General features: G+C 41.4%; 29 protein-coding genes. 1 reads left to right on the forward strand and 28 read right to left on the reverse strand.

What is annotated here, in order from left to right; genetic code table 11:
* Positions 1-25: 25 nt before the first annotated feature.
* The 26 genes from hisC to FXF70_RS05960 form a co-directional block, all read right to left on the reverse strand.
* Positions 26-1,123 carry a histidinol-phosphate transaminase gene (gene hisC, locus FXF70_RS05835; protein WP_148779985.1) on the reverse strand — a complete coding sequence of 366 codons (1,098 nt, stop codon included), beginning with the start codon at positions 1,121-1,123 and terminating at the stop codon, positions 26-28.
* Between the two features lie 11 nt (positions 1,124-1,134).
* Complete coding sequence (gene trpA, locus FXF70_RS05840; RefSeq protein WP_148779986.1) at positions 1,135-1,938, reverse strand: tryptophan synthase subunit alpha; 804 nt, start codon at positions 1,936-1,938, stop codon at positions 1,135-1,137.
* The gene (gene trpB / locus FXF70_RS05845; protein ID WP_007500937.1) at positions 1,935-3,134 is read right to left on the reverse strand and encodes a tryptophan synthase subunit beta; all 1,200 of its coding nucleotides are present in this window, start codon (positions 3,132-3,134) and stop codon (positions 1,935-1,937) included. Before trpB ends, trpA begins: the two co-directional genes overlap by 4 nt.
* The gene (locus FXF70_RS05850; RefSeq protein ID WP_148779987.1) at positions 3,115-3,783 is read right to left on the reverse strand and encodes a phosphoribosylanthranilate isomerase; all 669 of its coding nucleotides are present in this window, start codon (positions 3,781-3,783) and stop codon (positions 3,115-3,117) included. Before FXF70_RS05850 ends, trpB begins: the two co-directional genes overlap by 20 nt.
* Positions 3,780-4,532: an indole-3-glycerol phosphate synthase TrpC gene (gene trpC, locus FXF70_RS05855; RefSeq protein WP_148779988.1), complete on the reverse strand. Its 753-nt coding sequence runs from the start codon at positions 4,530-4,532 to the stop codon at positions 3,780-3,782. The genes FXF70_RS05850 and trpC overlap by 4 nt, the downstream gene beginning before the upstream one ends.
* A complete protein-coding gene (gene trpD / locus FXF70_RS05860) occupies positions 4,525-5,547 on the reverse strand; it encodes an anthranilate phosphoribosyltransferase (RefSeq protein WP_017359755.1) in 1,023 nt (340 codons plus the stop codon). The genes trpC and trpD overlap by 8 nt, the downstream gene beginning before the upstream one ends.
* Positions 5,519-7,066 carry an anthranilate synthase component I gene (gene trpE, locus FXF70_RS05865; RefSeq protein WP_148779989.1) on the reverse strand — a complete coding sequence of 516 codons (1,548 nt, stop codon included), beginning with the start codon at positions 7,064-7,066 and terminating at the stop codon, positions 5,519-5,521. The genes trpD and trpE overlap by 29 nt, the downstream gene beginning before the upstream one ends.
* 232 nt (positions 7,067-7,298) lie before the next feature.
* A complete protein-coding gene (gene aroH / locus FXF70_RS05870) occupies positions 7,299-7,682 on the reverse strand; it encodes a chorismate mutase (RefSeq protein ID WP_008344549.1) in 384 nt (127 codons plus the stop codon).
* Positions 7,679-8,770: a 3-dehydroquinate synthase gene (gene aroB, locus FXF70_RS05875; RefSeq protein WP_148779990.1), complete on the reverse strand. Its 1,092-nt coding sequence runs from the start codon at positions 8,768-8,770 to the stop codon at positions 7,679-7,681. The genes aroH and aroB overlap by 4 nt, the downstream gene beginning before the upstream one ends.
* Positions 8,770-9,942, reverse strand: a complete 1,173-nt coding sequence (gene aroC / locus FXF70_RS05880; RefSeq protein WP_008344548.1) for a chorismate synthase — start codon at positions 9,940-9,942, stop codon at positions 8,770-8,772. Before aroC ends, aroB begins: the two co-directional genes overlap by 1 nt.
* 76 nt (positions 9,943-10,018) lie before the next feature.
* Positions 10,019-10,795: a CheR family methyltransferase gene (locus FXF70_RS05885; protein WP_008344547.1), complete on the reverse strand. Its 777-nt coding sequence runs from the start codon at positions 10,793-10,795 to the stop codon at positions 10,019-10,021.
* 144 nt (positions 10,796-10,939) lie between these two features.
* Positions 10,940-11,386, reverse strand: a complete 447-nt coding sequence (gene ndk / locus FXF70_RS05890) for a nucleoside-diphosphate kinase (RefSeq protein ID WP_003216015.1) — start codon at positions 11,384-11,386, stop codon at positions 10,940-10,942.
* Positions 11,387-11,515: 129 nt separating this feature from the next.
* On the reverse strand, positions 11,516-12,478 hold the full coding sequence (gene hepT, locus FXF70_RS05895) for a heptaprenyl diphosphate synthase component II (RefSeq protein ID WP_007500951.1): 963 nt from the start codon (positions 12,476-12,478) through the stop codon (positions 11,516-11,518).
* 24 nt (positions 12,479-12,502) lie between these two features.
* Positions 12,503-13,207, reverse strand: coding sequence for a demethylmenaquinone methyltransferase (locus FXF70_RS05900; RefSeq protein ID WP_007500957.1), 705 nt, complete (start codon positions 13,205-13,207; stop codon positions 12,503-12,505).
* A 3-nt stretch (positions 13,208-13,210) separates the two neighbouring features.
* Positions 13,211-13,978 (reverse strand): heptaprenyl diphosphate synthase component 1, encoded by a 768-nt coding sequence (locus FXF70_RS05905; protein WP_008344543.1) that lies wholly within the window; start codon positions 13,976-13,978, stop codon positions 13,211-13,213.
* Positions 13,979-14,093: 115 nt separating this feature from the next.
* Complete coding sequence (gene mtrB / locus FXF70_RS05910; protein ID WP_008344541.1) at positions 14,094-14,324, reverse strand: trp RNA-binding attenuation protein MtrB; 231 nt, start codon at positions 14,322-14,324, stop codon at positions 14,094-14,096.
* A 23-nt stretch (positions 14,325-14,347) separates the two neighbouring features.
* A complete protein-coding gene (gene folE / locus FXF70_RS05915) occupies positions 14,348-14,917 on the reverse strand; it encodes a GTP cyclohydrolase I FolE (RefSeq protein ID WP_003215789.1) in 570 nt (189 codons plus the stop codon).
* A gap of 190 nt (positions 14,918-15,107) precedes the next feature.
* A complete protein-coding gene (gene hbs / locus FXF70_RS05920) occupies positions 15,108-15,386 on the reverse strand; it encodes a non-specific DNA-binding protein Hbs (protein ID WP_003215863.1) in 279 nt (92 codons plus the stop codon).
* 374 nt (positions 15,387-15,760) lie between these two features.
* The gene (gene spoIVA, locus FXF70_RS05925; RefSeq protein ID WP_008344534.1) at positions 15,761-17,239 is read right to left on the reverse strand and encodes a stage IV sporulation protein A; all 1,479 of its coding nucleotides are present in this window, start codon (positions 17,237-17,239) and stop codon (positions 15,761-15,763) included.
* Between the two features lie 205 nt (positions 17,240-17,444).
* Entirely contained in the window at positions 17,445-18,170 is a 726-nt protein-coding gene (locus FXF70_RS05930; protein WP_007500961.1) for a hypothetical protein, read from the reverse strand.
* An 18-nt stretch (positions 18,171-18,188) separates the two neighbouring features.
* Positions 18,189-18,392 carry a DUF2768 domain-containing protein gene (locus tag FXF70_RS05935; protein WP_017367508.1) on the reverse strand — a complete coding sequence of 68 codons (204 nt, stop codon included), beginning with the start codon at positions 18,390-18,392 and terminating at the stop codon, positions 18,189-18,191.
* A 266-nt stretch (positions 18,393-18,658) separates the two neighbouring features.
* Positions 18,659-19,696 carry an NAD(P)H-dependent glycerol-3-phosphate dehydrogenase gene (locus tag FXF70_RS05940; RefSeq protein ID WP_008344529.1) on the reverse strand — a complete coding sequence of 346 codons (1,038 nt, stop codon included), beginning with the start codon at positions 19,694-19,696 and terminating at the stop codon, positions 18,659-18,661.
* A 14-nt stretch (positions 19,697-19,710) separates the two neighbouring features.
* Entirely contained in the window at positions 19,711-21,021 is a 1,311-nt protein-coding gene (der, locus tag FXF70_RS05945) for a ribosome biogenesis GTPase Der (protein ID WP_008344528.1), read from the reverse strand.
* A gap of 159 nt (positions 21,022-21,180) precedes the next feature.
* Positions 21,181-21,375, reverse strand: coding sequence for a capping complex subunit for YIEGIA (locus FXF70_RS05950; protein ID WP_008344527.1), 195 nt, complete (start codon positions 21,373-21,375; stop codon positions 21,181-21,183).
* A 6-nt stretch (positions 21,376-21,381) separates the two neighbouring features.
* Positions 21,382-22,266: a YIEGIA family protein gene (locus tag FXF70_RS05955; RefSeq protein WP_007500964.1), complete on the reverse strand. Its 885-nt coding sequence runs from the start codon at positions 22,264-22,266 to the stop codon at positions 21,382-21,384.
* Complete coding sequence (locus FXF70_RS05960; protein ID WP_430623132.1) at positions 22,263-22,865, reverse strand: YphA family membrane protein; 603 nt, start codon at positions 22,863-22,865, stop codon at positions 22,263-22,265. The genes FXF70_RS05955 and FXF70_RS05960 overlap by 4 nt, the downstream gene beginning before the upstream one ends.
* 118 nt (positions 22,866-22,983) lie before the next feature.
* On the opposite strand from FXF70_RS05960, the gene FXF70_RS05965 reads away from it, so the two are divergent.
* Positions 22,984-23,115, forward strand: a complete 132-nt coding sequence (locus FXF70_RS05965; RefSeq protein ID WP_008344525.1) for a YpzI family protein — start codon at positions 22,984-22,986, stop codon at positions 23,113-23,115.
* A 215-nt stretch (positions 23,116-23,330) separates the two neighbouring features.
* Here the strand turns inward: FXF70_RS05965 and fni are convergent, their stop codons facing one another.
* Both fni and rpsA read right to left on the reverse strand, forming a co-directional pair.
* Positions 23,331-24,398 carry a type 2 isopentenyl-diphosphate Delta-isomerase gene (fni, locus tag FXF70_RS05970; RefSeq protein WP_035391645.1) on the reverse strand — a complete coding sequence of 356 codons (1,068 nt, stop codon included), beginning with the start codon at positions 24,396-24,398 and terminating at the stop codon, positions 23,331-23,333.
* Between the two features lie 14 nt (positions 24,399-24,412).
* Positions 24,413-25,564, reverse strand: a complete 1,152-nt coding sequence (rpsA, locus tag FXF70_RS05975; RefSeq protein ID WP_008344519.1) for a 30S ribosomal protein S1 — start codon at positions 25,562-25,564, stop codon at positions 24,413-24,415.
* Positions 25,565-25,702: the final 138 nt, after the last annotated feature.

Here is a 25,702-nt window from a genome sequence, read left to right on the forward strand (position 1 = left end):
AACAGGATATGACTTCATTGTTATGCTACGCACGGATGCCTTGTAATAAATCGGCAAGTGTAGTTAAGATTTCTTCATTTTGCTCCTTTGTTCCAACAGTAATACGTAAAGAAGTTGGGAATCCGAGAGCTTTACCAGATCGAACGATATAGCCCTTTTTCAAAAGTGCATTGAACAGCTCATCTGCATCTCTTTTAAAGTCGATCAGCACAAAGTTTGTTTGAGATGGATAGATAAATAGTCCAAAACGTTCCGCAAATTCTTGATATTGCTTGAGACCTGCTTCATTTTTTTGTCTGCACGATTGAATGAAGTCTTGATCTTTAATGGCTGCACGTGCAGCTGCCTGAGCGATACGACTTGTATTAAAGGGCTCTCTCGCAGGTTCAATGGCGGTAATCAACTCCTCTGAAGCAACTCCATAACCTACTCGAAGTGCCGCAAGTCCATATGCTTTAGAGAATGTGCGCAATACAATGACATTTTGATAGGCTTTTAGTAGAGATAAACTGTTCGGAAAGTCTTCAGCGCGAACATATTCAAAATATGCTTCGTCTAAAACGACAAGAACGTGAGCAGGCACTTGATCTAAAAACGATACGAGTTCAAATTCTGACAAATGATTTCCTGTCGGATTGTTCGGGTTACACACCCAAACGACTTTTGTGTTGTCATCCATCGCATCCAGCATTCCCTTTAGATCATGAGCTCCACCATTTAGAAGTGGTACTTCTCTAATCTCTGCATGCTCAATCACTGCATTGTGACGGTATTGCGGGAATGACGGAGATGGGATCACCGTATTTGTATGTTGATCAAGGAATGCCCTAGCAATAATTTGCACAAGTTCATCTGAGCCATTCCCGAATATTAATTGTTTTTCATTTACTTGAAGAAACTCAGCCAGTTCCGTTCTTAAACTTGCGCTGTATCCGTCTGGATAAATCGCTAAATGTTCAAGTTCAGCTTGTATAGCCTCTCTTGCATGTGTGGAACATCCAAAAGGGTTTTCATTTGAAGCCAATTTCACAATTTTGTCTAATTGATATTCTTTTTTGACCTCTTCAATTGGTTTCCCAGGTTGATACGGTTTTAGCTGTTTTAATTGATCTTTGATTTGCAAAATGTTTCACCTCATTTGAATGAATAGAGGGGACTAAATGTTTTTGCATATGTTTCAAATTTTCTTAAAGCCTCTTGGCGTGTATCACTTGCTACTAATTGTTCTTGAAGCTCTTCAATTTTTTTGACAAGCGCACTGCCGACAACGACACCATCACTAATTTTATTCATTGAGTCTACTTGTTCTCTTGTTGAAATACCAAAACCTACAGCAACTGGTATTTGACTCAACTGTTTCACTTGTTGAATAAAATCTGTAATCGATGCGTCGAAAGATTGTCTGACACCTGTGACGCCGAGAGATGAAACACAATACACAAAACCTTCTGCCTGCTCTACAATTTTTTCTAATCGTTCCTTGCTTGTTGGTGCAACGAGTGATATATATGAAATGTCGTGTGCTTGACAGTTCTTCTGTAGCTCGCTGCTCTCTTCAAAAGGCAAGTCCGGTGTTAAGAGTCCCGAAATATGATTTTTGCGCAGTAAAGCGAAAAAGTATTCTGTGTCTAATTGTAACACAGGATTATAATACGTAAATAGAATTACAGGAATTTTTACGCCGTTTTTTTTCATCTTTCCTGCTAATTCTATCGTTTTTACGATATTCATACCATGATGAAGTGCTCTTTTAGAAGCTCTTTGAATGACAGGACCGTCCGCTAACGGATCGGAATACGGAACACCTAGTTCAATCGCATGTGCCCCTGCTGCTTGAAGTGCGAGGGCTAAATCAATGGTGATCTCTTCTGATGGATCACCCGCTGTAATAAAGGGAATAAATAATTTCTGACCTTGCTCTAATTGAAATGTGATCATTTTGTTTCACCCTCACTTTCAAGCACATTCATTAATGTATGCACGTCCTTATCTCCTCTGCCTGACAAGCAGACAAGGACAATGTCGTCTTCACTCATGTTCTGGCTCATTTCAAACGCTTTGGCTAAAGCATGTGCAGATTCGATTGCTGGCAGGATTCCTTCTTTTTCTGTGAGCAGCTTTAACGCATCTAGTGCTTCTTGATCTGTCGCACTCACATATTGAACCCGGCCGCTCGCATGCAAATACGCATGCTCTGGTCCGATCCCCGGATAGTCTAATCCAGCTGAAATCGAATAAGGCTCAATAATTTGACCAAATTCGTCTTGGATCAAGTATGTCAAAGATCCATGTATGACACCTTTTGTCCCTTTCGTGATGGTTGCTGCATGAAGCGGAGTGTCGATTCCTTTCCCAGCAGCTTCTACACCAATGATATCGACCTCTTCATCTAAGAACGCCCGGTACATTCCTATCGCATTGCTTCCGCCGCCAACACAGGCAACGACTTTATGAGGAAGCTGCCCTTCCTTTTCAAGTATCTGTGCTTTTGCCTCATCTCCGATCATCCGCTGAAATTCACTGACGATTTGAGGATACGGATGAGGTCCAACGACTGAGCCGATCATATAAAAGTGGTCACTGCAATGCTGGACCCAATAGCGGATGGCTTCATTGGTTGCATCCTTTAATGTTCCATTCCCGCTAGTAACAGGTATGACTTCAGCGCCGAGCAGTTTCATTCGGAACACATTGAGTGATTGTCTTTCCACATCTTCTTTTCCCATAAATACAGTGCAGGATAAACCGAATTTTGCGGCCACTGTTGCAGCAGCTACACCGTGCTGACCTGCTCCTGTTTCGGCGATGATATTTGATTTCCCCATTTTTTTCGCTAGCAGTGCCTGCCCAAGCGCATTGTTAATTTTATGAGCGCCTGTATGGTTTAAATCTTCTCTTTTTAAATAGATTTTAGCACCACCGAGATATGCCGATAATTGATCAGCGTATGTGAGTGCAGTTGGTCTGCCTGAATAGTTTTTCAAAAGCGATATATATTCCTTTTGAAAAGCAGGGTCTTCTTTTAATTCACGAAAAGCTTGTTCGATCTCTTCTAGTGGCTGCATGAGCGTTTCAGGAACGAATTTCCCTCCAAATTCTCCGTATCTGCCAATCTCATTTGGATATGCGTACATGGTTCAACATCCTTTCTTCGAGCACTTTCATCTTTGTACTGCTTTTCTTCCCGTTTTCTTCTATACCGCTTGAAAGGTCTATGGCGTCTGGACCAAAAGCAAGCAGATCTATTATGGTATCTGGCGTGATCCCGCCAGCAATGGCGCAAGTTTTCCCCAGTTGTTTTGCATGCTGAACATATGAAGGCACTGCCTCCCATGCAAAAGCTGTTCCAGAACCGCCTCTCATTCCTTTCACTTTCGCATCAATGAGAAAACCGTCGACACTTGGAGCAAATGCCGTCATATGTTCAAGTGTGTCGTTTACATCGGGGTCGTGATGGAACACTTTCCAAACGAGCGCCTTCGTTTGCTGTTTAATGTCATTTGCAACTTCTGGCGTCTCATCGCCATGAAGTTGCACAATATCTAAGGGGAGGTTGTTTGTGATCTCGCACACTTTTGGTGTTTTTTCATTCACAAATACCCCCACTATCTCTTTTTTACATTTTACTTGTGACAGCCAGTGTTTCACTTGATCTGGATGAACTCGTCTTTTACTCGGGGCAAAAATAAAACCGATGGCATCCGCTTGTGATTGCGAGATGCATGCGACATCCTCTTGTGAGACAGCCCCGCAATATTTTAAATAAGGTTTCATCCTATTCATTCTCCGAACAATGCCTGAACGGCTTTCTCCTGTGATTGTTCCCTCATTAAAGATTCACCAACAAGAACGGCGTTTGCTCCGTGCTGTTTCACAAAGGTCAGATCATCAAATGTCTTTATCCCGCTTTCACTTACTAGTAATACGTCTTTTGGAACAAGTGGCGCGATCTCTTTTGTTTGTTCAACAGTTGTTGTAAACGTATTGAGATTCCGGTTGTTCACACCGATGATCTCAGGAGTGAATAGGTGTAAGATCTTTTCTAGTGTATGTGCTGCATGTACTTCAACGAGGACATCCAGTCCTTTTTCTTTCGCTTCTGTATAGAGCTCATACAGCTTTTGCGGCTCAAGCACCTCTCCAATTAATAAAATGGCATCTGCCCCTATCCGTTTCGATTCCTCTACTTGTATAGAGTCAATAATGAAATCTTTTCTTAGAATAGGACGTGTGATGTGTTCTTTAATTAGAGACAAATATTCGTTTTTCCCTTGGAAAAACGGTTCATCCGTTAAGACAGATAAACAATCTGCATTCGATGCCTCGTATGCTTTTGCTGTCTGTAAAGGATCAAAATGAGGCTGAATGATTCCTTTGGAAGGAGACGCTTTTTTCACCTCAGCAATCAGTCCAATCGAGCGGTGAGGATTCATAAGGGATTCTTTAAATGATCGTCTTTCATAATGTCCATCCTCAGGTAATTGCAAGGTTTTCACATGTTCTTTTTTACGGGCGATAATTTGATTAAGCATAGATCTCTTCCTCTTTCGTTTTTTGTTTTAGACGGGCTAATTGTTCTTTAGCTGATCCGTTTTTGATCGTTTCTAATGCTTTCATTGTTCCTGCCATCAGACTCTCTGCTTTTCCTGCCACATATAATGCGGCCCCAGCATTAAGCGCTGTAATATGAAGCGGTGCTCCACCCGCTTGATAATTCAATATATTCTGAATCAATTTGGCACTTTCTTCTGGTGATTGGACCTGAATGTCTGATAAATGCCCTTTTTCAAGTCCGAAGTCTTCTGGGTTTAACGTATATTCTGTCATGACACCTTTTTTGAGTTCAATGATGTATGAATTTGCTGTAATGGTTAATTCATCCAGCCCATCATCTCCGCAAACAAACAGGACATGTTCTGGCTCTAAAGGAGCAAGAGCTTTCGCCATGAGCTTTGCCTTTTCCTTTGCATACACACCAATGATTTGCTTTTTGGCCTGCATCGGATGGCAAAGCGGTCCTAATAAGTTAAATACCGTCCGAAATCCGAGCTGCTTGCGTACGGCGGCTACTTGTTTCATAGAAGAATGATAGAGCGGTGCAAATAAAAAGCCCATGTTTTTCTGCTGTATTTGCCGTCTTGTTTCTTCAGGTGTGGATTGAATTTGAATACCAAGACATTCTAGCACGTCAGCACTCCCGCTTTTAGAGGAGACGGAACGATTTCCGTGCTTGGCGATTTTCGCCCCAGCAGCCGAAGCAACGATGGCAGCGGCTGTTGATATATTAAATGTTGATAAACCGTCGCCTCCTGTCCCGCACGTATCAACGACATCAAGTGACCTTTCTACTGGTGCTGCATGCTGCCTCATGGCTTTCACGAAGCCTGTCATTTCTTCAGCGGTTTCTCCTCGATGCGCTAAAATAGATAGACTAGCAGCGACTTCAGCATCTGTTAACGAGCCGCTCATCATATCATGCATCAGGCCATTCGCTTCTTTTTCTGATAGTTTTCCTCCATTAACAAGAGCTGATAGTCGTTGATTCATTTGGCACACTCTCCTTTTCTGAGAAAATATGTTCAGCAAGCTGAATGGCTTTTAGAAGTGCTCCTGCCTTATTGCACGTCTCTTCCCATTCGTTTTCTGGAACGGAATCAGCGACAATGCCGGCACCTGCTTGTATAGAAGCAGTCTGATGTTTGACGCTCATTGTGCGAATGGTAATACAGGAATCGATATTGCCGTCGAAACCAATATAGGCAATACAGCCGCCATACGTCTCTCTTGGCTCAGGCTCCATTTCGTTTAATAATTGCATCGCCCTAATTTTTGGGGCGCCTGTCAATGTGCCTGCTGGAAAAGCGGACATAAGCGCGTCTACTGGATGTGTATCCTGCTTCAGCTTCCCTGTCACAATAGAAATAATGTGCATGACGTGCGAAAAGTTCACGACTTTTGTAAAAGTTGGGACAGACACACTGCCGTATTCTGCTACACGCCCCACATCATTTCGAGCCAGATCCACTAGCATGTAATGTTCTGCTTTTTCTTTTTCATCATCGAGCAACTCTCTTGCTAGTGCATCATCTTCTTCTTTTGTCATTCCTCGTTTTCTTGTACCAGCAATTGGATGGATTTCTAAGTGTCCGTTTTTCGCATGGATTAATCGTTCTGGCGAGCTTCCGACTAAGTCTCGATCTTTTAATTTCATAAAATACATATACGGTGATGGATTGACGATCCGAAGCACACGATATAATTCAAATGAGCTCACTGTCACTGGAATGTCAAAACGCTGAGAAAGCACACCCTGAAAGATATCACCCGCTCGAATATACTCCTTGATTTTTTCGACATCCTTTAAAAATTTTGCTTTTTCATAGGTAGACGTCACCTGTTCAAACGAAGGGGGTTCATTCATATTCCCTGAGATAATCAGTTCTTTCATATCAATTTTTGTATGAAGCTGCTGTATCATCAGTTCAAGCTGCTTTTGATTTTCTCGATAAACCCGAATTTTTTCTTCCTCTGTTTCATGACCGTTCAGCTGCGTGTACTGAATAAAATGAACTTGGTTTGTTTCGTGATCAAATGCGATCATTGTTTGGCATACAAATAATGTGCAATTATCTGTTGTTGATGCATTCGGATGCGGCTTGACAGACGGCTCAATGTTGGGAATGAGGTCGTAACTTAAGTACCCTACGGCTCCGCCAGTAAATGGAATATCAATTTCAGGTGTCTTGATTTGATATTGCTCTTTCATCCAGTCAAGCAACTCTTTCAGCTCCGCTTTTTGCATCACTGACTTTCCCGCAGTGTCACGAGCAATATAATGGTCTTGCTCGTCATGTAATGTTAAAAAAGGATGTAATCCGATAAAGGAATATCTCGACCAGCTAGAAGATTCGTCTTTGCTTTCTAGCAAATACACAATATCCTGTTTCAGTTTCTCAACAATTTGAATGGGTGAGAGCGTATCAACTGTAATGGTTTCAACAATCGGGATGGTTTTGTAAAACTGACTGTCTCTTAAAAATTGGGTAAGGTTTGATTGGGATTTCATAAGCACACTCCTTAAATGGAATTAAGGAGAATGAGGGGACATCTTGAGGATTTGTTTAAGTATACGAAATAAGCCTAAAAGAGGCTTCGCTCTTTTAGGCAGTATGATTAAATAGAAGTATCGTATCTCTGCTCAACTCTACTCATCTCAACTACCCTAGTCTCATTCTCATCTTCTCTAAGCTTGCAATGCCGTTCACACCTGTGTGTAAACTTCCGCTGTTCATATCGTATTATAATTCCTTGTTTTTTGTCAACTGTAAATCAGGCCGAAGCGTGACAGCCTCTTCCAAGTATACGTGCTGTATGTCTTCCTGCTTGACATCTGTCTGAACGGTCATTAAAACGCGAATACACTTCTTTAGACCTCCATCAATGTCAAGCTCTTGCATACAAGTGACAGGCACATAGGTCCATCCTTCAAACTGCCTGAGTGCTTTTGCTGGAAAAACAGAGTGAATATCTTGTGTAGCTGAAATCAAGATCTGCACGACACGCTCTGGATCTACTTGGTTTTTTGAAATGATCGCTTCTAGCAGCTGCTTCGTTTTGGTTAACACTTCTGTTTCTGTATCTTCTGTCACAGTTGTAGCCCCGCGTATCCCGCGAAACATCATAGACAGCCCTCCTCCCGTTTCCATTCTTCAAGCCAGTGATACAGCTCATCTTTTGTGAAAGATTGCAGGGTGACGTCTCCAACTTGTTTTAGCAAAACAAATTGAACACTCCCACCTCTTGCCTTCTTATCACCAATCATGCGATCGACAAATGTTTTGGTTGAAATCGTTTGTGTGACTTGTACTGGGAACCCTAGTTCTTTCATCCACACTTTAAGTTTCTCACGATCTAGGCTGAGTCCTTGCTCTTTTTCACTGACATATAAAGCAAACTGCATGCCAATTGCAATGGCATCTCCATGCGTGATCGCACCGTATCCATACTTCGCTTCAATGGCATGCCCTAGTGTATGACCTAAATTCAAGTATGCCCGCACACCTTGTTCTTTTTCATCTTCTTGAACAATGGATGCTTTCACTTGAATCCCTTGATAAAGCATATGTGCCAGTTCATCCTTTGATAATTCTGTCAACGAACGAATGGACATCAGTTCTGATAAAAAGACTTCACTTGAAATCAGTGCATGTTTTATCACTTCTGCAAAGCCTGATCTCAGCTCTATTGGTGAGAGTGTCTCTAGCATACTTGTATCATAGATGACAGCGGCCGGTTGATGAAACGCACCAATTAAATTTTTGCCGAGCGGATGATTGATTCCGGTTTTTCCGCCGACTGCACTATCATGTGCAAGCAGCGTGGTCGGTACTTGAATAAAATCAATGCCTCTCATATAAGTGGCAGCAGCAAAGCCAGCCAAGTCTCCAATCACCCCGCCTCCTAATGCAATGATGCATGAGGAGCGGTCGAGTTGAAATTGGATGGCTTTCGTATGAATCTGCTCAAACTGTGCAAAAGATTTTGATTGTTCTCCGTTTGGCACCACTACTTTTTGTACAGACCATTTCTGTTTCAGTAATTGAACCATTTCATCTCCATAAAGGGCATCGACGGCTGAATCTGTCACGATAAAGAGCTTCGTGTAGGATCGCCCAGTGGAAGTAATCAAGTCTACGATATTTTGTCTAATCCCATCACCGATATATACAGGATAAGTAGCTGAAGACGTCTTCACTTCCAGTGTTTTCATTAAAACTCCCTCTGAAGCTGGCGCATTTTGTCCACATTTTCTTTAATGCGGTCAATTTGATCAAGACCAAACTGCTCAACCACTGCATTGGCGATTTCCCATGCAACGACTGCTTCTGCCACAACACTTGCGGCTGGAACAGCACAGCTGTCAGAACGCTCAATACTTGCAGAGAAAGGTTCTTTTGTTTCAATATCCACGCTTTGCAATGGTTTGTATAAGGTTGGGATTGGTTTCATAACCCCTCTTACGACGATTGGCATGCCAGTTGACATTCCGCCTTCAAGACCACCTAAACGGTTTGTTTTTCTCGTATAGCCTTTTTCTTCATCCCAGATGATTTCATCATGAACTTCACTGCCATTTTTAGAAGCCGCCTCAAAGCCAATACCGAATTCAACCCCTTTAAAAGCGTTGATACTCAGTACTGCGCCTGCAAGCTTGCTATCCAGTTTGCGGTCATAGTGCACATAGCTGCCGACCCCAACTGGCATCCCTTCAACGATGACTTCGACAATACCACCAATTGAATCGCCGTTTTGCTTCGCTTCGTCAATGGCATCCATCATTTTTTGACCAGCTTCACTGTCATAGCAGCGAACAGGTGATTCTTCTGTTACTTTTTGCAAATCTTCAATAGATTCATAAGCGGTATGGGAAGCTTTTACTCCACCAATTTCAAGGACGTGACCAGCCACTTTGATTCCAAGGTGAGCCAAAATTTGTTTCGCTACTGCACCTGCTGCTACACGAACCGTTGTCTCGCGTGCTGATGAGCGCTCTAATACGTTTCTCATATCACGGTGACCATATTTAATCGCACCATTTAAATCCGCATGCCCTGGTCTTGGACGAGAGATTTGACGCTTCATTTCACTCTCTTCTTCTTCAGTAATCGGCTCTGCACCCATGACCTTTGTCCAGTGCTTCCAATCATTATTTTCAACAACAAGTGCAATAGGAGAACCTAATGTTTTCCCGTGGCGGACACCACTTAACACTTTCGCTTGGTCTTTTTCAATCTGCATTCTTCTTCCGCGGCCATGACCTTTTTGTCTTCTAGCCAGTTCATAATTGATGTCATCCTGCTCTATGTAAAGTCCCGCTGGAACTCCTTCAATAATTGTGGTCAGTTGTGGACCATGTGATTCACCTGCTGTTAAGTACCTCATGACTTATTCTCCCTTCATCGCATTAACGCTTTTAAGTAAAACTATGATAACACACTTCCTACTAAAAAGTCAGCTACTACCCCTTCTTTTGATAAAAGAAAGTATCAGCAGAGGTTAATCCAAACTTTTCTGGGTGAAAAATTTGTTCTGTAGAACCAACAAATAATACGCCGTTTTGCTTTAAACTGCTGCTCATTTTTAAGTAAATTTCTTCTTTCGCCTCTTCTGTAAAGTAGATGAGGACATTTCTGCACACGATGAGATCCAGCTGTTTTTCATATGGATCTGCTAAAAGGTTGTGTTTCTTAAATTGAATGTGCTTTCGAATCTCATCCTTCACCGTGTAAAATGAAGAATCTTCTTTGGTGAAATATTTTTGCTTGATTTGATCTGGCACCTCTTGCAAAGATCGTTCATGATATCTTCCTTTTTGCGCAGATTGCAGGACTTTATCATCTATATCCGTTGCAATAATTTGGAAGTCCTTCACAAGCGGATGGCTTGATAGCAACATTGAGAGTGTATACGGCTCTTCTCCAGTTGAGCAAGCTGCACTCCATATTTTTAGGGTGCCACTGTTTTTTGAAAGCAGCGGCAGGATTTTTTGATCAAGTACTTCCCAGCGCTGATAGTTTCGGTAAAATTCTGACACATTGATCGTCATTCGATCCATCGTTTCATCTAATAGCGCTTTGTCCTTTTCAAGAGCAGACGCAAATGCCTCAAAATCTTTATATCCTTTTTTATCATAAAGGGATGTTAATCTTCGTTTCATTTGTGCTTCTTTATATAAGTTCAGATCTACCCCAGTTAGTTTTTTCCATTTTCCAACAAATACTTGATACTGATCCATCAATGTCCTCTCCTGTCTCATCTATCTTTGTCCTAGTATAGCTGTTTTTATCATAAATTTGTATCATCTCATGCGAAAATTCGTATAGAAATCTCAATATAAAAAAGCCAAAGTGATCATTTGATGAACACTTTGGCTTGAACATTAATAAATCCAGCTTGAGATCGTTTGATCCCAGTTTGTCAGTTCTTCTTGTTTAAAGAAAAGGTTGATTTCTCTTTCGGCACTTTCTGGTGAGTCTGAGCCATGGATAATGTTTTTGCCAACAGTTAATCCATAGTCGCCTCTTATTGTTCCCGGAAGCGCTTCCTTCGGATTTGTCTTTCCAATTATCTGCCTTGTTACGTCTACGACTTGTTCACCTTGCCATACCATCGCAAATACAGGTCCTGACGTAATAAAGTCAACCAATTCACCGAAAAATGGTTTTTCTTTATGCTCTCCGTAATGTGTTTCTGCTACTTCTTTTGGAATGCTCATGAGCTTTGCTCCAACAAGCTGAAGCCCCTTTTTTTCGAATCTTGACACAATTTCACCGATTAATTGTCTTTCCACACCATCAGGTTTGACCATAAGAAATGTTTTGTCCATATACGTTTTCCACCCCGTCGTTATGTATGTATAGGCTTACATTGTTACAAAGTGATCGTATCATTTTTTTTTATAATAATCAATTTTTGACAAAAAATTTCACAAAAAAACCAATCAACGAAACGTTGATCAGAATTTTCGTTTACCTATATATTTTGCAATCGACGCTAATGAAGATTTAGCCCGCCCGCGCGGAAGTTGATCGAGCTGTTCAAATGCTTTTTTCAAATACATTTCACTCACTCGAATGGAACGGTCGATCGCATCTGTTTGTTTGAGATGTTCAATCACAGGTTTCAGCTGCTTTTCCGTCGTTTCACTATTGATCAGCTTCAACTGACCTTCTAACGTCGGGTTCTGAAGCGCGTATAAAACGGGAAGTGTGACATTTCCTTGTAAAAGGTCCCCGCCAACAGGTTTGCCTAATTCTTCTTCAGTTGATGTAAAATCAAGGACATCATCAATGATCTGGTACGACATACCAACATAGTACCCAAACCAGTAAAGGGCTTTATGTGTTTTTTCATCTGTTCCAGCTGCAATCGCACCTAATTGGCAGCTGCCTGCAATAAGCAAGGCTGTTTTTCGCTTAATTCTTCTTAAATATGTACGAAGGTTTTGGTCCATGTTGTATTTATCTTTGACTTGTTCTATTTCCCCAAGACAGAGCTCGACGACCATTTTTGACAAAATTTCATGTGCCATTGGGTGATTGATTTTCGTCATGTACTCGAGTGACCTTGCAAATAAGTAATCCCCCGTGTACATCGCAATTCTGTTGTCCCATTTTGCTTTAATCGTCGGTTTTCCTCTTCTCAGTTCTGCATCATCAATGACATCGTCATGGACAAGTGATGCCATATGAATTAATTCAAGCGCTACGGCTACATATTTAATTTTATTAATATCATAGTCACCAAACATGCCTGAAAGGAGAACAAAAACGGGGCGGATTCGTTTTCCGCCCGCTTGCAGCAAATGAAGACCGGCTTCACTTAATAATGCATAATCAGAGCGAACGGTTTGTTCAAGCTCTTTTTCAATTATATCGATATCATGATTTAGAAAAGAAATCATTGCTTTTAGTTTCATTATTTTCACCCAAATATCGTTTATTCAAAGCTTCTTTCCGATATGTGTTGCTGCTACACCGCCTGTAAATGGATGATACGAGACATCAGACAGACCAGCCTCTTCAAAAAGAGACGCCAGTTCTTTCATGCCAGGGAATGTTTTGGCTGATTCTTGAAGCCATGAATACTCCTGATAGCTTTTGGCAAACAGCTTGCCAAAGAGCGGCATGATGTATTTGAAATAGACATAATACCCTTGTTTAAACCCAATCATCTCAGGCTGTGATGTTTCAAGGCAGACAACCATTCCACCGGGTTTTACCACTCGTGTCATTTCCTTTAGCACTGTTAAGTAATCAGGGACATTTCGAAGTCCAAAACCGATTGTGACATAATCAAATGAGTTGTCCTCAAAAGGAAGCTCCATTGCGTTGCCGTGGAGCAGCTCAATTTGATTGTAGCCGCCTGTTTTCACCTTCGTTTCGCCAACACTCAGCATATTTTTACTGAAGTCAAGACCTTTGACCTCGCCAGTTTCTCCAACAGCGTCTGCAAGCGCAATCGTCCAATCGGCAGTTCCACAGCATACATCTAGTGCTTTGGCTCCTTTTTGAACATTCATGAGCTTCATTGTTTTATCGCGCCATTTTTTATGCTGTTTAAAGCTAATGACAGAGTTCATTTGGTCATAGTTTTTATAAATTTTTTCAAATACACCGTGTACTCGCTGTTCTTTTGATTGCTGCATGACTTACCCTTCTTCCACTTTCTGATGGTACGCAGGTTCATTTTTCATATGATCCAAGCGATTTAATAGCTCTTTTTGAACGATCGGAGATGAAACAAGATGCTCCTTGATTGATCGTTTGGCCTTTTCATAGCCTTCATTCTCAAAGTTGTCAAAACATGTATAGGCGTCCGTATAGCTATCGTTCAAAAAAAGTTTTAAATGTTTGTCGTCTTCTGCTTGTTTCATAAAACGTTTATAAACAAGGAAGTGACTTGCAATTTCATTCCAATGCGTCAATTGAAAGTGCTCAGAAATTCTTTGGAATAGCGCAGATTCCACTGTAGCAACACTTTTATAAAAGTGGGCTGCATCTTGAATGGATCGATCATATAGTCTAATTTTATGTTCATTAATCTCTTTGATCGCCGTGGCGAGAGTGCGGATCATGTAAATGTCTTTCATGTCAGAGAGAAGAGAGTAATAGAGACCGCTGAAATAGTCTCCTGCTAGGATGGTCAACTGACGATTTTTGAACTCGTCTTGTTTGATGGCTGCAGCAGTTGTGACTTCGTCATGGGTATCAAGGGCAATTTGCACAAGCATCGCCGTTAAAATATAATTTTCTTTTTTCTCAGCATCGATTTGAGCTTCATCAAACATTGCATGAAAAAGAAGGAGCTTATCTTCATCGATGAGCGGCGCACGCAAATGCTTCGCCAAGTAAGGATGAGAAAGCTTTTTGTTTAATTTTATATTCAGATTAGATAAAATTCCGTAGATGTCTTGCAAAGATATCACCCTTGTCCCAAAAATTACAGTTTCATATGTAGCTCTCTACATTGTATAGAGATTTATTATATCATATCAGGCCTGACTTTCATGCTATCAAGTGCATAGTCGAGCGTTATTTCTTTGCTTCGCTTTGAATTTCACCGAAGCTTGTTTGAATAACAGCATCGCCCCGCACTTTGATGGCTGATGTGTGCTCAGTAAATTGTGCGATAATGACTTCACCTTTATCGAGCTTTTCGGAATGGTGAAATCTTGTATCGGAACCTCTAGTTAAGCCGATCACATTGACACCATTATCAATGGCTTTAATCACCACAAAATCAGATGCTTTATTTTCACTCAATCTGTTCACCTTCCATCTATGGATTAGTCGTTTTTAATAAAGGAAAGCACTTCTGCTCTTGCTGCCGCATCATTTGCAAATGTACCGCGTACGGCTGAAGTGACTGTTTTAGCGCCGGGCTTCTTCACTCCGCGCATCGTCATACACATATGCTCTGCTTCAACGACAATCATCACACCATGTGGATTTAAAGTTTCCACCATACTATCTGCAATCGTTGATGTAATGCGCTCCTGAAGCTGCGGGCGCTTTGCCACGGCTTCTACTGCTCTTGCCAGCTTGCTGAGTCCCGTTACTTTTCCGCCGCGCGGAATATAAGCGACATGGGCTTTGCCATAGAATGGCACAAGATGGTGTTCACACATTGAATGAAAAGCAATATCTTTGACAAGAACGAGTTCTTCGTGATCTTCACCAAAAATGGTTTTAAAATGTTCTTTTGGATCTTCATTTAATCCCGAGAACACTTCTTCATACATTTTTGCTACTCGTTTTGGGGTATCAAGAAGTCCTTCACGATCTGGATCTTCTCCAATCGCTTTTAATATATCGCGTACAGCGTGTTCGATTAATTCTTTATTTATTTCACTCATGTATTATATCCTCCAAAGGCGATTACATTTCATTCAGATTCTAGCACACTTCAGATCCTAAAAGCAAAGGAGAGCGTTCTAAACAAACCATTTGATTCAAAAGGAAAAGCCCCTTATCAAAGGGGCTTTTCTAGACCAGTGTGAAACTGTATATGTATAACTCCTTCAATAGGATCATTACACATAACGATTATTTACCTGCCACCGCGTCTTTAAGTGCTTTACCTGGTTTGAAAGCAGGTACTTTGCTTGCAGGGATTTCGATCTCTGCACCAGTTTGTGGGTTACGTCCTTTACGAGCTGAACGCTCACGTACTTCAAAGTTACCAAAACCAATAAGTTGGATTTTGTCACCATTTTTAAGTGCATCTAAAATTGTATCAAAAACAGAATCAACTGCTTTTGTCGCGTCTTTTTTAGATAACTCGCTTGCTTCAGCAACCGCGTTAATAAGTTCTGTCTTGTTCATGCCTTTCACCTCCTCCCAAAAATATGCATTCAATAGATTGTTATCATTTCTTCACAATTCATCTTCTTTCTATACACTTTTTTTGAAAAAAAGAGCGTCTAGAAAGCGTCATACATGGCTTTTCATTAGAAAACTTCTCTTTGAAGGAATGTTTGTCCAACAAAGTGAAGATTTTCTGTAAGTAGATTAACACATATGAAATACCATATCAAGCATTTTAAAGGGAAGAATCCTTATTCGTCAAGGATTAAGGGCACTTTTGCGAACGAATATTCCTAATTTCAGCCTGAATCTGACTAATCTTTATACAATTGTCTTTTTATGACTTCACCCGCACGCAAAAAAAGACCCCCATCAATGAGAGGTCTCACATCCTATAGAATAATCGCGATCAGACCGCCTGATCCTTCGTTAATAATTCGTTCAAGCGTTTCCTTTAGTTTATACCTTGCATTTTCCGGCATCAGCGAGAGTTTTGCTTGAATGCCTTCTCTGACAAGCGAGCTGAGTGAGCGTCCAAATATATCGGAATTCCAGATCGAAAGCGGATCATCTTCAAAGTCTTGCATTAAGTATCGGACGAGCTCTTCACTTTGTTTTTCTGTTCCGATAATCGGCGCAAACTCACTTTCTACATCTACCTTAATCATATGAATAGATGGCGCGACTGCTTTTAATCTGACGCCGAATCTTGATCCTTGCCTAATGATTTCCGGCTCATCTAAACTCATATCTGACAAAGCTGGTGCCGCAATTCCATAACCAGTCTGCTTCACCATTTTTAAAGCGTCAGACACTTGATCATACTCCGTTTTCGCATGTGCAAAATCTTGCATGAGCTCAAGAAGGTGATCTTTGCCCCTAATTTCCACACCAACCACTTCTTTTAGGATATGATCATATAGATCATCCGGCGCATACAGATCAATTTCTGCGATCCCTTGACCCATTTCAATGCCTGCTAAGCCCGCTCTTTCGATAAAATCGAATTCACTGAACTGACCTACCACTCGGTCAACATCTCTTAATCTCTTAATATCCTTGACGGTTTCTTTCACTGAATCCTGATAACTCTCTCTTAGCCAATGATCTTCTTTTAGTACCATGACCCAGCTTGGCAGGTTCACATTCACCTCAAGCACTGGGAATTCATATAATGCTTCACGAAGTACACTGAGAACGTCTTGTTCTCTCATACTTTCGACACTCATCGCGAGTACAGGAATATCATATTTTTGACTAAGTTCCTGCCGCAGTGCTTCTGTTTCAGGGTGATAAGGTCTCACAGAGTTGATCACCATAATAAACGGCTTTCCAACTTCTTTGAGTTCGTCAATGACACGTTCTTCTGATTCAATATAGTCATGTCTTGGGATTTCCCCAATTGATCCATCTGTTGTAATCACAACACCAATGGTTGAATGCTCTTGAATGACCTTGCGTGTACCAATTTCCGCTGCTTCATGAAACGGGATTGGCTCTTCATACCACGGCGTATTAATCATTCTCGGACCATTTTCATCTTCATACCCGCGTGCACCAGGCACGGTGTAGCCTACACAATCGACAAGCCTAATGTTGACATCCAGGCCGTCGCTCACGTGAATGGATGCCGCTTGATTTGGCACAAATTTTGGTTCTGTGGTCATAATGGTTTTTCCTGCTGCGCTTTGCGGCAATTCATCCTGTGCTCTTGCACGGTCTGCCTCATTATTGATATTCGGGAGCACCACGAGCTCCATAAACTTTTTAATAAACGTAGATTTCCCTGTACGAACAGCTCCAACGACTCCTAAATATATATCGCCTCCTGTTCGTTCAGCGATATCCTTGAAAATATCGACTTTTTCCAAGTGATCCCCTCCCGGACTTGCTATCCTCGTTTTCAAATAAAATACTCTATACTTCAATCAAACGGTGCTTGAAAGGTGTCAGGACAATATATGTGTATGACGTTGTCCTATTTGAATATGACACCTTTTTTGTTTTGAGAGTATGTTTAGCCATAAAAAAACCTTTCTCCTCATTTATATGCAGAGGAGAAAGGTTCATTCTTGTTTATGACGTCTTTTTTTCTAAAAAAGCCGGCTCACCTTTTTTGTTGATCGTATATGGAACAGAAAACGCTGGTACAAACGGGGTTTCCTGCCAATAGACATCTTGAATATTTTCACCTGGTTTCAGCTTTTGTTTCGTATTTTTCAAAATCTGGGCAAAATCACTGCGATAGTCAACATAGATTTCGCCATTTGAGGAAATCAGTAATGGAAGTGATTCACCCGTGACAGGGCTCGTCACTGTAGGCGGTGCTTTTAACCCTAGTTTTTTTTCATTTAACGTATATAAATCTTTGGATACTACTTTGCCATATGGCGGATATGTATGTTCATCTTGATATATTTTAATCCTTAGACGTAATTCACTGATCGTTTGTGTCATTTTGACATCAAGCAGTTTCACCGTTGGATTTTGTTCGACGTCTGTGAGGACATAGATATATTCGCCCCCGCCTTCAAAAGATGTCGACGGTACATCGTGTAAATATCTTGGTGACAGACGCTTAAAGTCAATGACATACTTCTGATAAATAGGTGTGTCGCCTTCTTTTGTTTCAATCGGTAAAAGGCCATTTGTCGCTTTTTGAAAATCTTCAATTGCGGTCTGCACACTTTGCAGCTGCTCTTTATATGGCACGCGGTTTTCAGCTTTGCGATTCTCTGGATAGAGGCACCCCGTAAGTAAAATAAGTGTTAACAGCATGACACTGATTTTTGCTTTGATCATCACATTCTTCCTTTTTCTTTATTCATTGACCGGCCCGCTAAATACAACTAAAAACACAATGACACCTGATATGAGCATTAAGCTGTACGCGACAGTTGAGGCTGTTATTTTCAGAAACCGGCTCTTCAGCTTAAATCTACTCAGATAAATGGTTACAACGGCTAAAAACATGAGCCCCATTGAACCAAGCGCAAACCACATCTTGATTAAAGCAAAACTCATCGTGCCTGTCCCCCTTTAATACAAACGAATTGTAAGCGTTTATATTTCATTCTAAACCAAAATTAAGTCAAATATCAATCATTTTTCCAATCATTCAGAAAAAAGTGCATAAAAAAACTGAAGCAAAGAGGGGGACTCTGCTTCAGTCATTAGGTCGACTATTTTTCCTCATTCTGTAGAGGCAAAGCTCTATTCAAACTTCATTGTTATGTTATGCAAGTCTGCCCCTTCTTGCATCCTCTACACGCCTAAGTTCAGTCTTCCAATTACTTTGTTTGGTTTTCGAACATGTTCACAAGGTCTTCCATCTCATGTGTTTTCACACGTGCCATTAAGGATTCTACAGCATCGTCTACCTTTTTCCCTTCAAATAGGACGCCGTAAAGAGCCTCTGTAATCGGCATGCTGACCTTGTATTCTTTGGAGAGCTGATAAGCGCCTTTTGTTGTGCGGACGCCTTCGACAACCATCCCCATTTTTTCAAGCACTTCTTCGAGCTTATATCCTTTACCGAGTAAATTCCCGCAGCGCCAGTTACGTGAATGAACACTTGTACATGTGACAATCAAATCTCCAACACCTGTTAACCCGGCAAACGTAAGAGGGTTTCCTCCCATTTTTGTGCCGAGGCGGGCGATTTCAGCAAGACCCCTTGTGATGAGCGCTGCTTTCGCATTATCGCCATATCCGAGTCCGTCTGTGATCCCTGCCGCAAGAGCGATGATGTTTTTCAGCGCCCCGCCAATTTCCACCCCAATCACATCAGGGTTTGTGTACACTCTGAAGTTGTTGTTCATAAACAAATCTTGAACAAATTGAGCCGCTTCAATATGTTCTGATGAAACTGTAACAGTTGTCGGATGACGCAAGCCAACTTCTTCAGCGTGACTTGGTCCTGACAGGACAACAACTGCTTCTCTTTTTGCTTCTGGGACTTCTTGTTCAATCATTTGAGAAATTCTAAGAAGCGTATCTGGTTCAATTCCTTTACTGACATGAACAAATGGCACCTTTGACGTAATGAACTCATTTGCCTGTTTCAATACTTCTCGAATGGCCTTTGTTGGCACAGCGACAATAATCGCATCTGTCCCTTCTAGTGCCTGTTTCATATCTGTTGTCGCTTGAATAGATGCTGGCAATGCAACATTAGGCAAGTAATCATGATTTTCATGTTTCTCATTGATTTGATCAATTAATTCTTGTCTATGTCCCCACATGTGTACATCATGATGATTATCAGCTAATACAAGCGCAAGAGCTGTTCCCCAGCTCCCTGCTCCAAGTACTGAAATTTTCTTCATCCTGCTCACCCTTTTTATTTTCTCGCTCTCGCAAATATTTTAATTGGTGTTCCTTCAAAACCAAATGCATCTCGAATTCGGTTTTCTAGGAAACGCTCATAAGAAAAGTGCATAAGTTCTGGATCATTTACAAACACAACAAAGGACGGCGGTTTGATCGCCACTTGTGTTGCATAGTAAATTTTCAGACGCTGTCCGTTATGGGTCGGCGTTGGGTTCATCGCTACAGCATCCATGATAATATCGTTTAGAATGTTCGTTTGAACGCGCATCGCATGATTTTCACTAGCGGTAATAATTGTTGGCATTAACGTGTGAATTCTCTTTTTCGTAAGAGCAGACATGAATAAGACAGGTGCATAATCAAGGAATTGAAAATGCTCACGAATGTTTTGCTCAAATTCCTTCATTGTACGCTCGTCTTTTTCAACAGCATCCCACTTGTTCACAATGATCACAACGGCTTTACCCGCTTCGTGTGCGTAGCCGGCAATACGTTTATCCTGTTCAATAATGCCTTCTTCACCATCAAGAACAACAGCGACAACATCCGATCGATCAATGGCTTTCAACGCACGGAGTACACTGTATTTCTCTGTTGTTTCATAAACTTTCCCTTTTTTTCTCATACCTGCTGTGTCGACAATGACAAAGTCACGTTGGTTGTACGTAAACATTGTATCTACAGCATCTCTTGTCGTACCAGCGATGTTGCTGACAATGACACGTTCTTCACCGAGCATCGCATTCACCAAAGAGGATTTCCCTACATTTGGGCGGCCGATTAAGCAGAACTGTACCACTTCTTCATCATACTGTGTATCTGGTAAGTTTTTGAAATGCTCTGCGACAGCATCAAGCAGATCACCTAGACCGAGTCCGTGCGTTCCAGAAATCGGATACGGTTCACCAAATCCAAGTGCATAAAAGTCATACACGTCGCTTCTCATTTCAGGGTTGTCCAATTTATTGACAGCAAGTACGACAGGTTTTTTCGTGCGATATAAAATTTTTGCGACTTCTTCATCCGCAGATGTGACGCCATCTCTTCCATTGACCATAAAGATAATAACATCCGCTTCATCCATTGCGATTTCAGCCTGATGGCGAATTTGCGCCAAAAACGGCTCATCTCCAATATCAATTCCACCAGTATCTATTAAATTAAAGTCATAATTTAACCATTCAGCAGAGCTATAGATTCGATCTCTTGTTACACCAGGTGTGTCTTCTACAATCGATATTCTTTCGCCTGCGATTCGATTAAAAATTGTAGATTTTCCAACGTTGGGCCTTCCAACAATGGCTACGACAGGTTTACCCATAGTACCCTTCCTTTCAATCCAGCCGCGATTCAATATGTTCATCATCATGTTTCAACCGGGATTTATAATTTTCATTCAGTTTTATGAAATAAACCCTTCAAACATGAAGGGTTCAACTTATATATTATATCAATTTTTAATCAGACCACAATGAATAACTTAAAAATGTTTGACAATCAAATAAAGATCTTCTCCAATGCCGTGTGCAATTCCATCTAAAATGGCCTCTAAATTCATGGCATACATGTCGAGCTCTTCTTTATTTTCACAGAAAAAAACGGCTGTTCCGCCAATGACCCGCTCTTTATTTGTTGTCGCCACAGCCAATATAAATTGTTCAATGGTGTTCGCCATGCCCTATTACCTCACTTTCTTTTTAATGAAATCTGTCGGCATTCTAATGGCATTTTCTAAAATAGGCACCTCTTCTAATACACGGACAGCCAAATCTTCACGCTGCCATTGCGGTAAAATGAATACGCCAAGTGTGCCATTATTCAGATCACGTTTTGCGAGCGGACAAAGCGATGGTTCACCAGAATCTCGGTATACACCAAGCACGTTGGATAAATCAAATAAGATGGCTTGCCGCTGCCCAAGGTTTGCGATGGTTGTGGCCGAGTTAAAATTCTTTGGAGTCAAGATGAACCCCATTCCGTGCTCTAAAATCAATTTTTGCTTTTCAGGCAGCCCGATATTCATAATGTAAATATCATTTACGTAAAGTCCTGCGCCGTCAAAGCGAAGTTCCCCTTTTTGAATATTCACGATATCCTTTAATTGGCTCCCTGACATTAATAGTTTTGCCATGAAAAAACAAAGAATACCGACCACTGTCCCAACGACGAGTGAGAAGAAAATACAGGCGGTCGTTGTAATAAGGGCAGTAAGAATGGCAATATAATTTCGACTTTCAAAGGCAATCGCAATGCCTTCGATATATGTACTGCCTCGTGAGACAAGCTCATACGAATCCATTTGGGTCAATGTATTTCTTTCCATATTACGCACATCACGAAATTGCGTGGCTGCAAGCGTCAGAAAGGTAATAGCAGTGAATTCTTCCTGGATCAGTGCAGGCATAATAATAGCACCAAGCCCTGATGCGATAAAACCAAGCGCAATGTGAATCACTTGTCCATGAATATATGTGGGATATTGCCGATAATCAGTTCTTAGCATATAAAGCCTAGCCGCCATCCCAAAGATGACACCAATAATCACAGGAAACGTGTAATCCGTCATGTTGATTTTGCAGCCCCTTTTACTGGTTTTCTAGATGAACGGGTGTTCAAGAGTTTTTCAAGCTGACCTACACCTAATAGAAAAACAGCTCCTTGAACAGCCATGGAAAGAAACGAGAGATCTCCTATGACAATGGAAGATGTGAGGCGATGAATCGTAAGCGCATAAAGGGCTTCCCCCAGACATATAGCCATCATCCATAAAGTGATCCGTTCCGTTAACTGATGCCCATATGTTAAACACATCAAGATCAGCAAGGCAAATACAACCCAGTCCACCTTTATTATCGTGAACCAAACTGGATCATATAATGCAAAAATCATAAAAAAGGCATACGCACTGACCATGGAACCTAATTGCATGAATCGCATGATTCGATGAGCAGGCCGAAAGATTACGAATGACATGCAAGCATATAAAAAGGTCATCAAAAATCCTGCATTGATCCTAATGTCTAAAATAGAAACCATGACATGACTGCATATAATATGAATGAGAACACATACGCCTAGCACATTGCGCCACGTGCTTTTCTCCATGATAAATGTCACCATAATCCAAACGAACCATATTGACCAATAATAGTACAATGCCTCCAACCCTCATCACCTCAATTACATTATGGGAAAATCTCCAGTTTTTAAACGTATGAGAAGGTGCGGGATTTGCATGAAATAAACAAGAGGTGACACCCTAATAGTTGAGGAGGGATGTATAATGGGTAAGGATAGACAGGAAAAACGCCTAAAGGCGTCAAGAAGAGTTGAATCTGACCGCGATCAATCCATTCATCACAAAGGGGCAACAACTTTAGAAGGCCCGGAAGACGCTCGCAAAAGAAATCAATAAAAAAAGACATGTGATCACCACATGTCTCAGCGTGCAAACAAACCCTCGCATTCAATGTCAGTCCTGCGCATTCAATGTCAGTCCTGCGCATTCAATGTCAGTCCTGCGCATTGGTGCTCATGAATGTCAAATTCGCTCCGCAAAAAGCAGCTGTCTTTCGTAGACAAAAAAGTTTTCTTTCACACTGAAAAGAAAACAAAGGGCTAAAATTTCATTTAGTCCTTTGTCTTCTTATTTCTTAAACTATAGTACGTAGTATCCACGCCTCTTTCTTTCAGCCAATGACTTGTTTCCCCTGTAAGCACAATTGGAGCTTGCCGTAGCTCCTCAATTGTTTTCATGCCAAGTACTGTCATCAACATCTTCACATCATCTTGTAGATCAATGATATCAGAAATGAGGCCCTTTTCTCCTCCACTCGTCAGGGATTTTAAGAAAAAGCCGGCTAATCCAGCGGCAGACGCACCAAGAGCAATTGATTTTGTCACATCAAGTGCATCTTGAATGCCTCCAGAAGCTAGGACGGTTTGATCTGGAAAGGCTGTATGTACTTCAGCCAGACTCGCTGCAGTTGGAATTCCCCACTGGTCAAAATAGCGAAGTGCTTTTTGACGGCGCAGGTTCTCGATTTTAGAAAAATTCGTTCCCCCAAATCCACCTACATCAACAGCAGCAACTCCAGCATCAAATAATTTCTTTGCTGTTTCCTTACTCATCCCAAATCCAACTTCTTTGACGACAACAGGTACCTCAATTGATTCAGTGATGGCTGCGATCCGCTCAACAGCACCTCTGAAATCACGATCTCCTTCAGGCATGACGATCTCTTGAATCACGTTTAAGTGAATTTGGAGCATGTTTGCCTCCAGCATGTCAACGGCATCCCGTGCTTGCTGAATTGTCGCCTCACTGCCCAAATTGGCAAAAACGAGTCCATCTGGATTCACCATTCGAACCACTTCATACGTACGACGTTCGTCTGCATCTTTCAATGCAGCCATTTGTGATCCGACTGCTACTGGAATATTGGTTTCCTTCGCTGCGATAGATAAAGAGCGATTAATCTCATAGGTCGATTCTCCGCCTCCACCAGTCATTGCATTGATAAAAATTGGCGAACCGAAAGTCAGTCCGCCAATTGTCGTATGTGTATCAATTTGTGATGTCGCAAGATCTGGTAAACTGGCGTGAACGAAGGAAACATCTTGTAAACCTGTTGCAGCATGCTGGCCAGTCGACAAAGCATGCTCAATATGCTGTTTCTTTCTTTCTGCTCGCGTCAATTTTGATCACCAAATTATTTTAGTTTATTGAGTTTATCACCAATCAGGTCACCAAGCTGGAATCCGCTTGTATTTTCTTCTTTCGCCTGATATTGACGGTAATCCTCTTCGATTTGTTTTTCAGGATTCTCTTCTAATTCACGAATGCTAAGTGAAATGCGCTCTTCATCTTCATTGACATCAAGCACTTTCACTTTCACAGTCTGCCCTTCTTCAAGGACTTCTTGAGGAGTACCGATATGTTTGTGTGAAATTTGGGAAATATGCACAAGTCCTTCTACACCTGGCAGAATTTCAACAAATGCTCCAAAGCTCACAAGACGTTGAACGGTTCCTTCAAGAACATCACCTTGTTTTACCTTTTCACCAATTTGGCTCCAAGGTCCTGGTAATGTTTCTTTAATAGATAGTGAGATACGTTCGTTATCACGGTCAACAGCAAGAACTTTGACTTTTACTTCCTGTCCTTCTTCAACAACGTCAGATGGCTTTTCGACATGCGCATGGGATAGTTGAGAAATGTGAACTAATCCATCAATGCCGCCAATGTCAACAAATGCACCAAAGTCAGTCAGGCGCTGCACTTTTCCATCAATCACACTGCCTACTGCAAGCTTTTGCAGGAAGTCTTGCTTCTTGTCTAATTGTTCTTGCTCAACGACTGCACGATGCGATAGAATCACGCGGTTTTTTTCGCGGTCAAGCTCTACCACAACAAGCGAGAGTGTTTTTCCTTTGTAGTCAGTGAAGTCTTCTACATAGTGTGCCTCAACAAGAGACGCAGGAATAAATCCGCGAACACCAATGTCGACCACTAGACCACCTTTGACAACGTCTTTTACTTCTGCTTCAAATACTTCTTTTGTTTCAAACTTTTTCTCTAGGTCTTCCCAAGCGCGGTCTGCATCAACAGCACGTTTCGATAAAATCAAAGCATCGTCTTCGACCTTTGTTACTTTAAGCTCTAACTCGTCGCCATCTTTCACGACATCTGATGCTTTTTCAACGTGAAGACTTGATAATTCACTGATTGGGATGATCCCAGGTTGTTTCACATTGACGATATCTACATTGACATGCTTGTCCTCAACTTTAGAAACAATCCCTTTCACTACATCTCCAACCTCTGGTACCTGAACATCGATTTGATTCATTTCCTCTGTCATTTCGATAACCTCCTTGGTCCAAACCTACACAGCTTAGTTAAAACGACTGGGTGAATATGTGTCCTTAGCATGATGATTGCCAGCCGAATATGTATTATAGAAACATTCAAATCAACAGAATTGCTTGAATGATCAATA

The organism is Bacillus sp. Y3 (genome assembly GCF_008123875.1).
GTDB lineage: Bacteria > Bacillota > Bacilli > Bacillales > Bacillaceae > Bacillus > Bacillus altitudinis.

What these genes read in the sequence shown, in the direction of transcription:
- trpA (WP_148779986.1), bottom strand. Translation starts at nt 1,938, where the DNA reads ATGATCACATTTCAATTAGAGCAAGGTCAGAAATTATTTATTCCCTTT.
- trpB (WP_007500937.1), bottom strand. Translation starts at nt 3,134, where the DNA reads ATGTACGCATATCCAAATGAGATTGGCAGATACGGAGAATTTGGAGGG.
- FXF70_RS05850 (WP_148779987.1), bottom strand. Translation starts at nt 3,783, where the DNA reads ATGAATAGGATGAAACCTTATTTAAAATATTGCGGGGCTGTCTCACAA.
- trpC (WP_148779988.1), bottom strand. Translation starts at nt 4,532, where the DNA reads ATGCTTAATCAAATTATCGCCCGTAAAAAAGAACATGTGAAAACCTTG.
- trpD (WP_017359755.1), bottom strand. Translation starts at nt 5,547, where the DNA reads ATGAATCAACGACTATCAGCTCTTGTTAATGGAGGAAAACTATCAGAA.
- trpE (WP_148779989.1), bottom strand. Translation starts at nt 7,066, where the DNA reads ATGAAATCCCAATCAAACCTTACCCAATTTTTAAGAGACAGTCAGTTT.
- aroH (WP_008344549.1), bottom strand. Translation starts at nt 7,682, where the DNA reads ATGATGTTTCGCGGGATACGCGGGGCTACAACTGTGACAGAAGATACA.
- aroB (WP_148779990.1), bottom strand. Translation starts at nt 8,770, where the DNA reads ATGAAAACACTGGAAGTGAAGACGTCTTCAGCTACTTATCCTGTATAT.
- aroC (WP_008344548.1), bottom strand. Translation starts at nt 9,942, where the DNA reads ATGAGGTACTTAACAGCAGGTGAATCACATGGTCCACAACTGACCACA.
- FXF70_RS05885 (WP_008344547.1), bottom strand. Translation starts at nt 10,795, where the DNA reads ATGGATCAGTATCAAGTATTTGTTGGAAAATGGAAAAAACTAACTGGG.
- ndk (WP_003216015.1), bottom strand. Translation starts at nt 11,386, where the DNA reads ATGGACAAAACATTTCTTATGGTCAAACCTGATGGTGTGGAAAGACAA.
- hepT (WP_007500951.1), bottom strand. Translation starts at nt 12,478, where the DNA reads ATGAAACTAAAAGCAATGATTTCTTTTCTAAATCATGATATCGATATA.
- FXF70_RS05900 (WP_007500957.1), bottom strand. Translation starts at nt 13,207, where the DNA reads ATGCAGCAATCAAAAGAACAGCGAGTACACGGTGTATTTGAAAAAATT.
- folE (WP_003215789.1), bottom strand. Translation starts at nt 14,917, where the DNA reads ATGAGTGAAATAAATAAAGAATTAATCGAACACGCTGTACGCGATATA.
- hbs (WP_003215863.1), bottom strand. Translation starts at nt 15,386, where the DNA reads ATGAACAAGACAGAACTTATTAACGCGGTTGCTGAAGCAAGCGAGTTA.
- FXF70_RS05930 (WP_007500961.1), bottom strand. Translation starts at nt 18,170, where the DNA reads ATGATCAAAGCAAAAATCAGTGTCATGCTGTTAACACTTATTTTACTT.
- FXF70_RS05935 (WP_017367508.1), bottom strand. Translation starts at nt 18,392, where the DNA reads ATGAGTTTTGCTTTAATCAAGATGTGGTTTGCGCTTGGTTCAATGGGG.
- FXF70_RS05940 (WP_008344529.1), bottom strand. Translation starts at nt 19,696, where the DNA reads ATGAAGAAAATTTCAGTACTTGGAGCAGGGAGCTGGGGAACAGCTCTT.
- der (WP_008344528.1), bottom strand. Translation starts at nt 21,021, where the DNA reads ATGGGTAAACCTGTCGTAGCCATTGTTGGAAGGCCCAACGTTGGAAAA.
- FXF70_RS05950 (WP_008344527.1), bottom strand. Translation starts at nt 21,375, where the DNA reads ATGGCGAACACCATTGAACAATTTATATTGGCTGTGGCGACAACAAAT.
- FXF70_RS05955 (WP_007500964.1), bottom strand. Translation starts at nt 22,266, where the DNA reads ATGACGGATTACACGTTTCCTGTGATTATTGGTGTCATCTTTGGGATG.
- FXF70_RS05965 (WP_008344525.1), top strand. Translation starts at nt 22,984, where the DNA reads ATGGGTAAGGATAGACAGGAAAAACGCCTAAAGGCGTCAAGAAGAGTT.
- rpsA (WP_008344519.1), bottom strand. Translation starts at nt 25,564, where the DNA reads ATGACAGAGGAAATGAATCAAATCGATGTTCAGGTACCAGAGGTTGGA.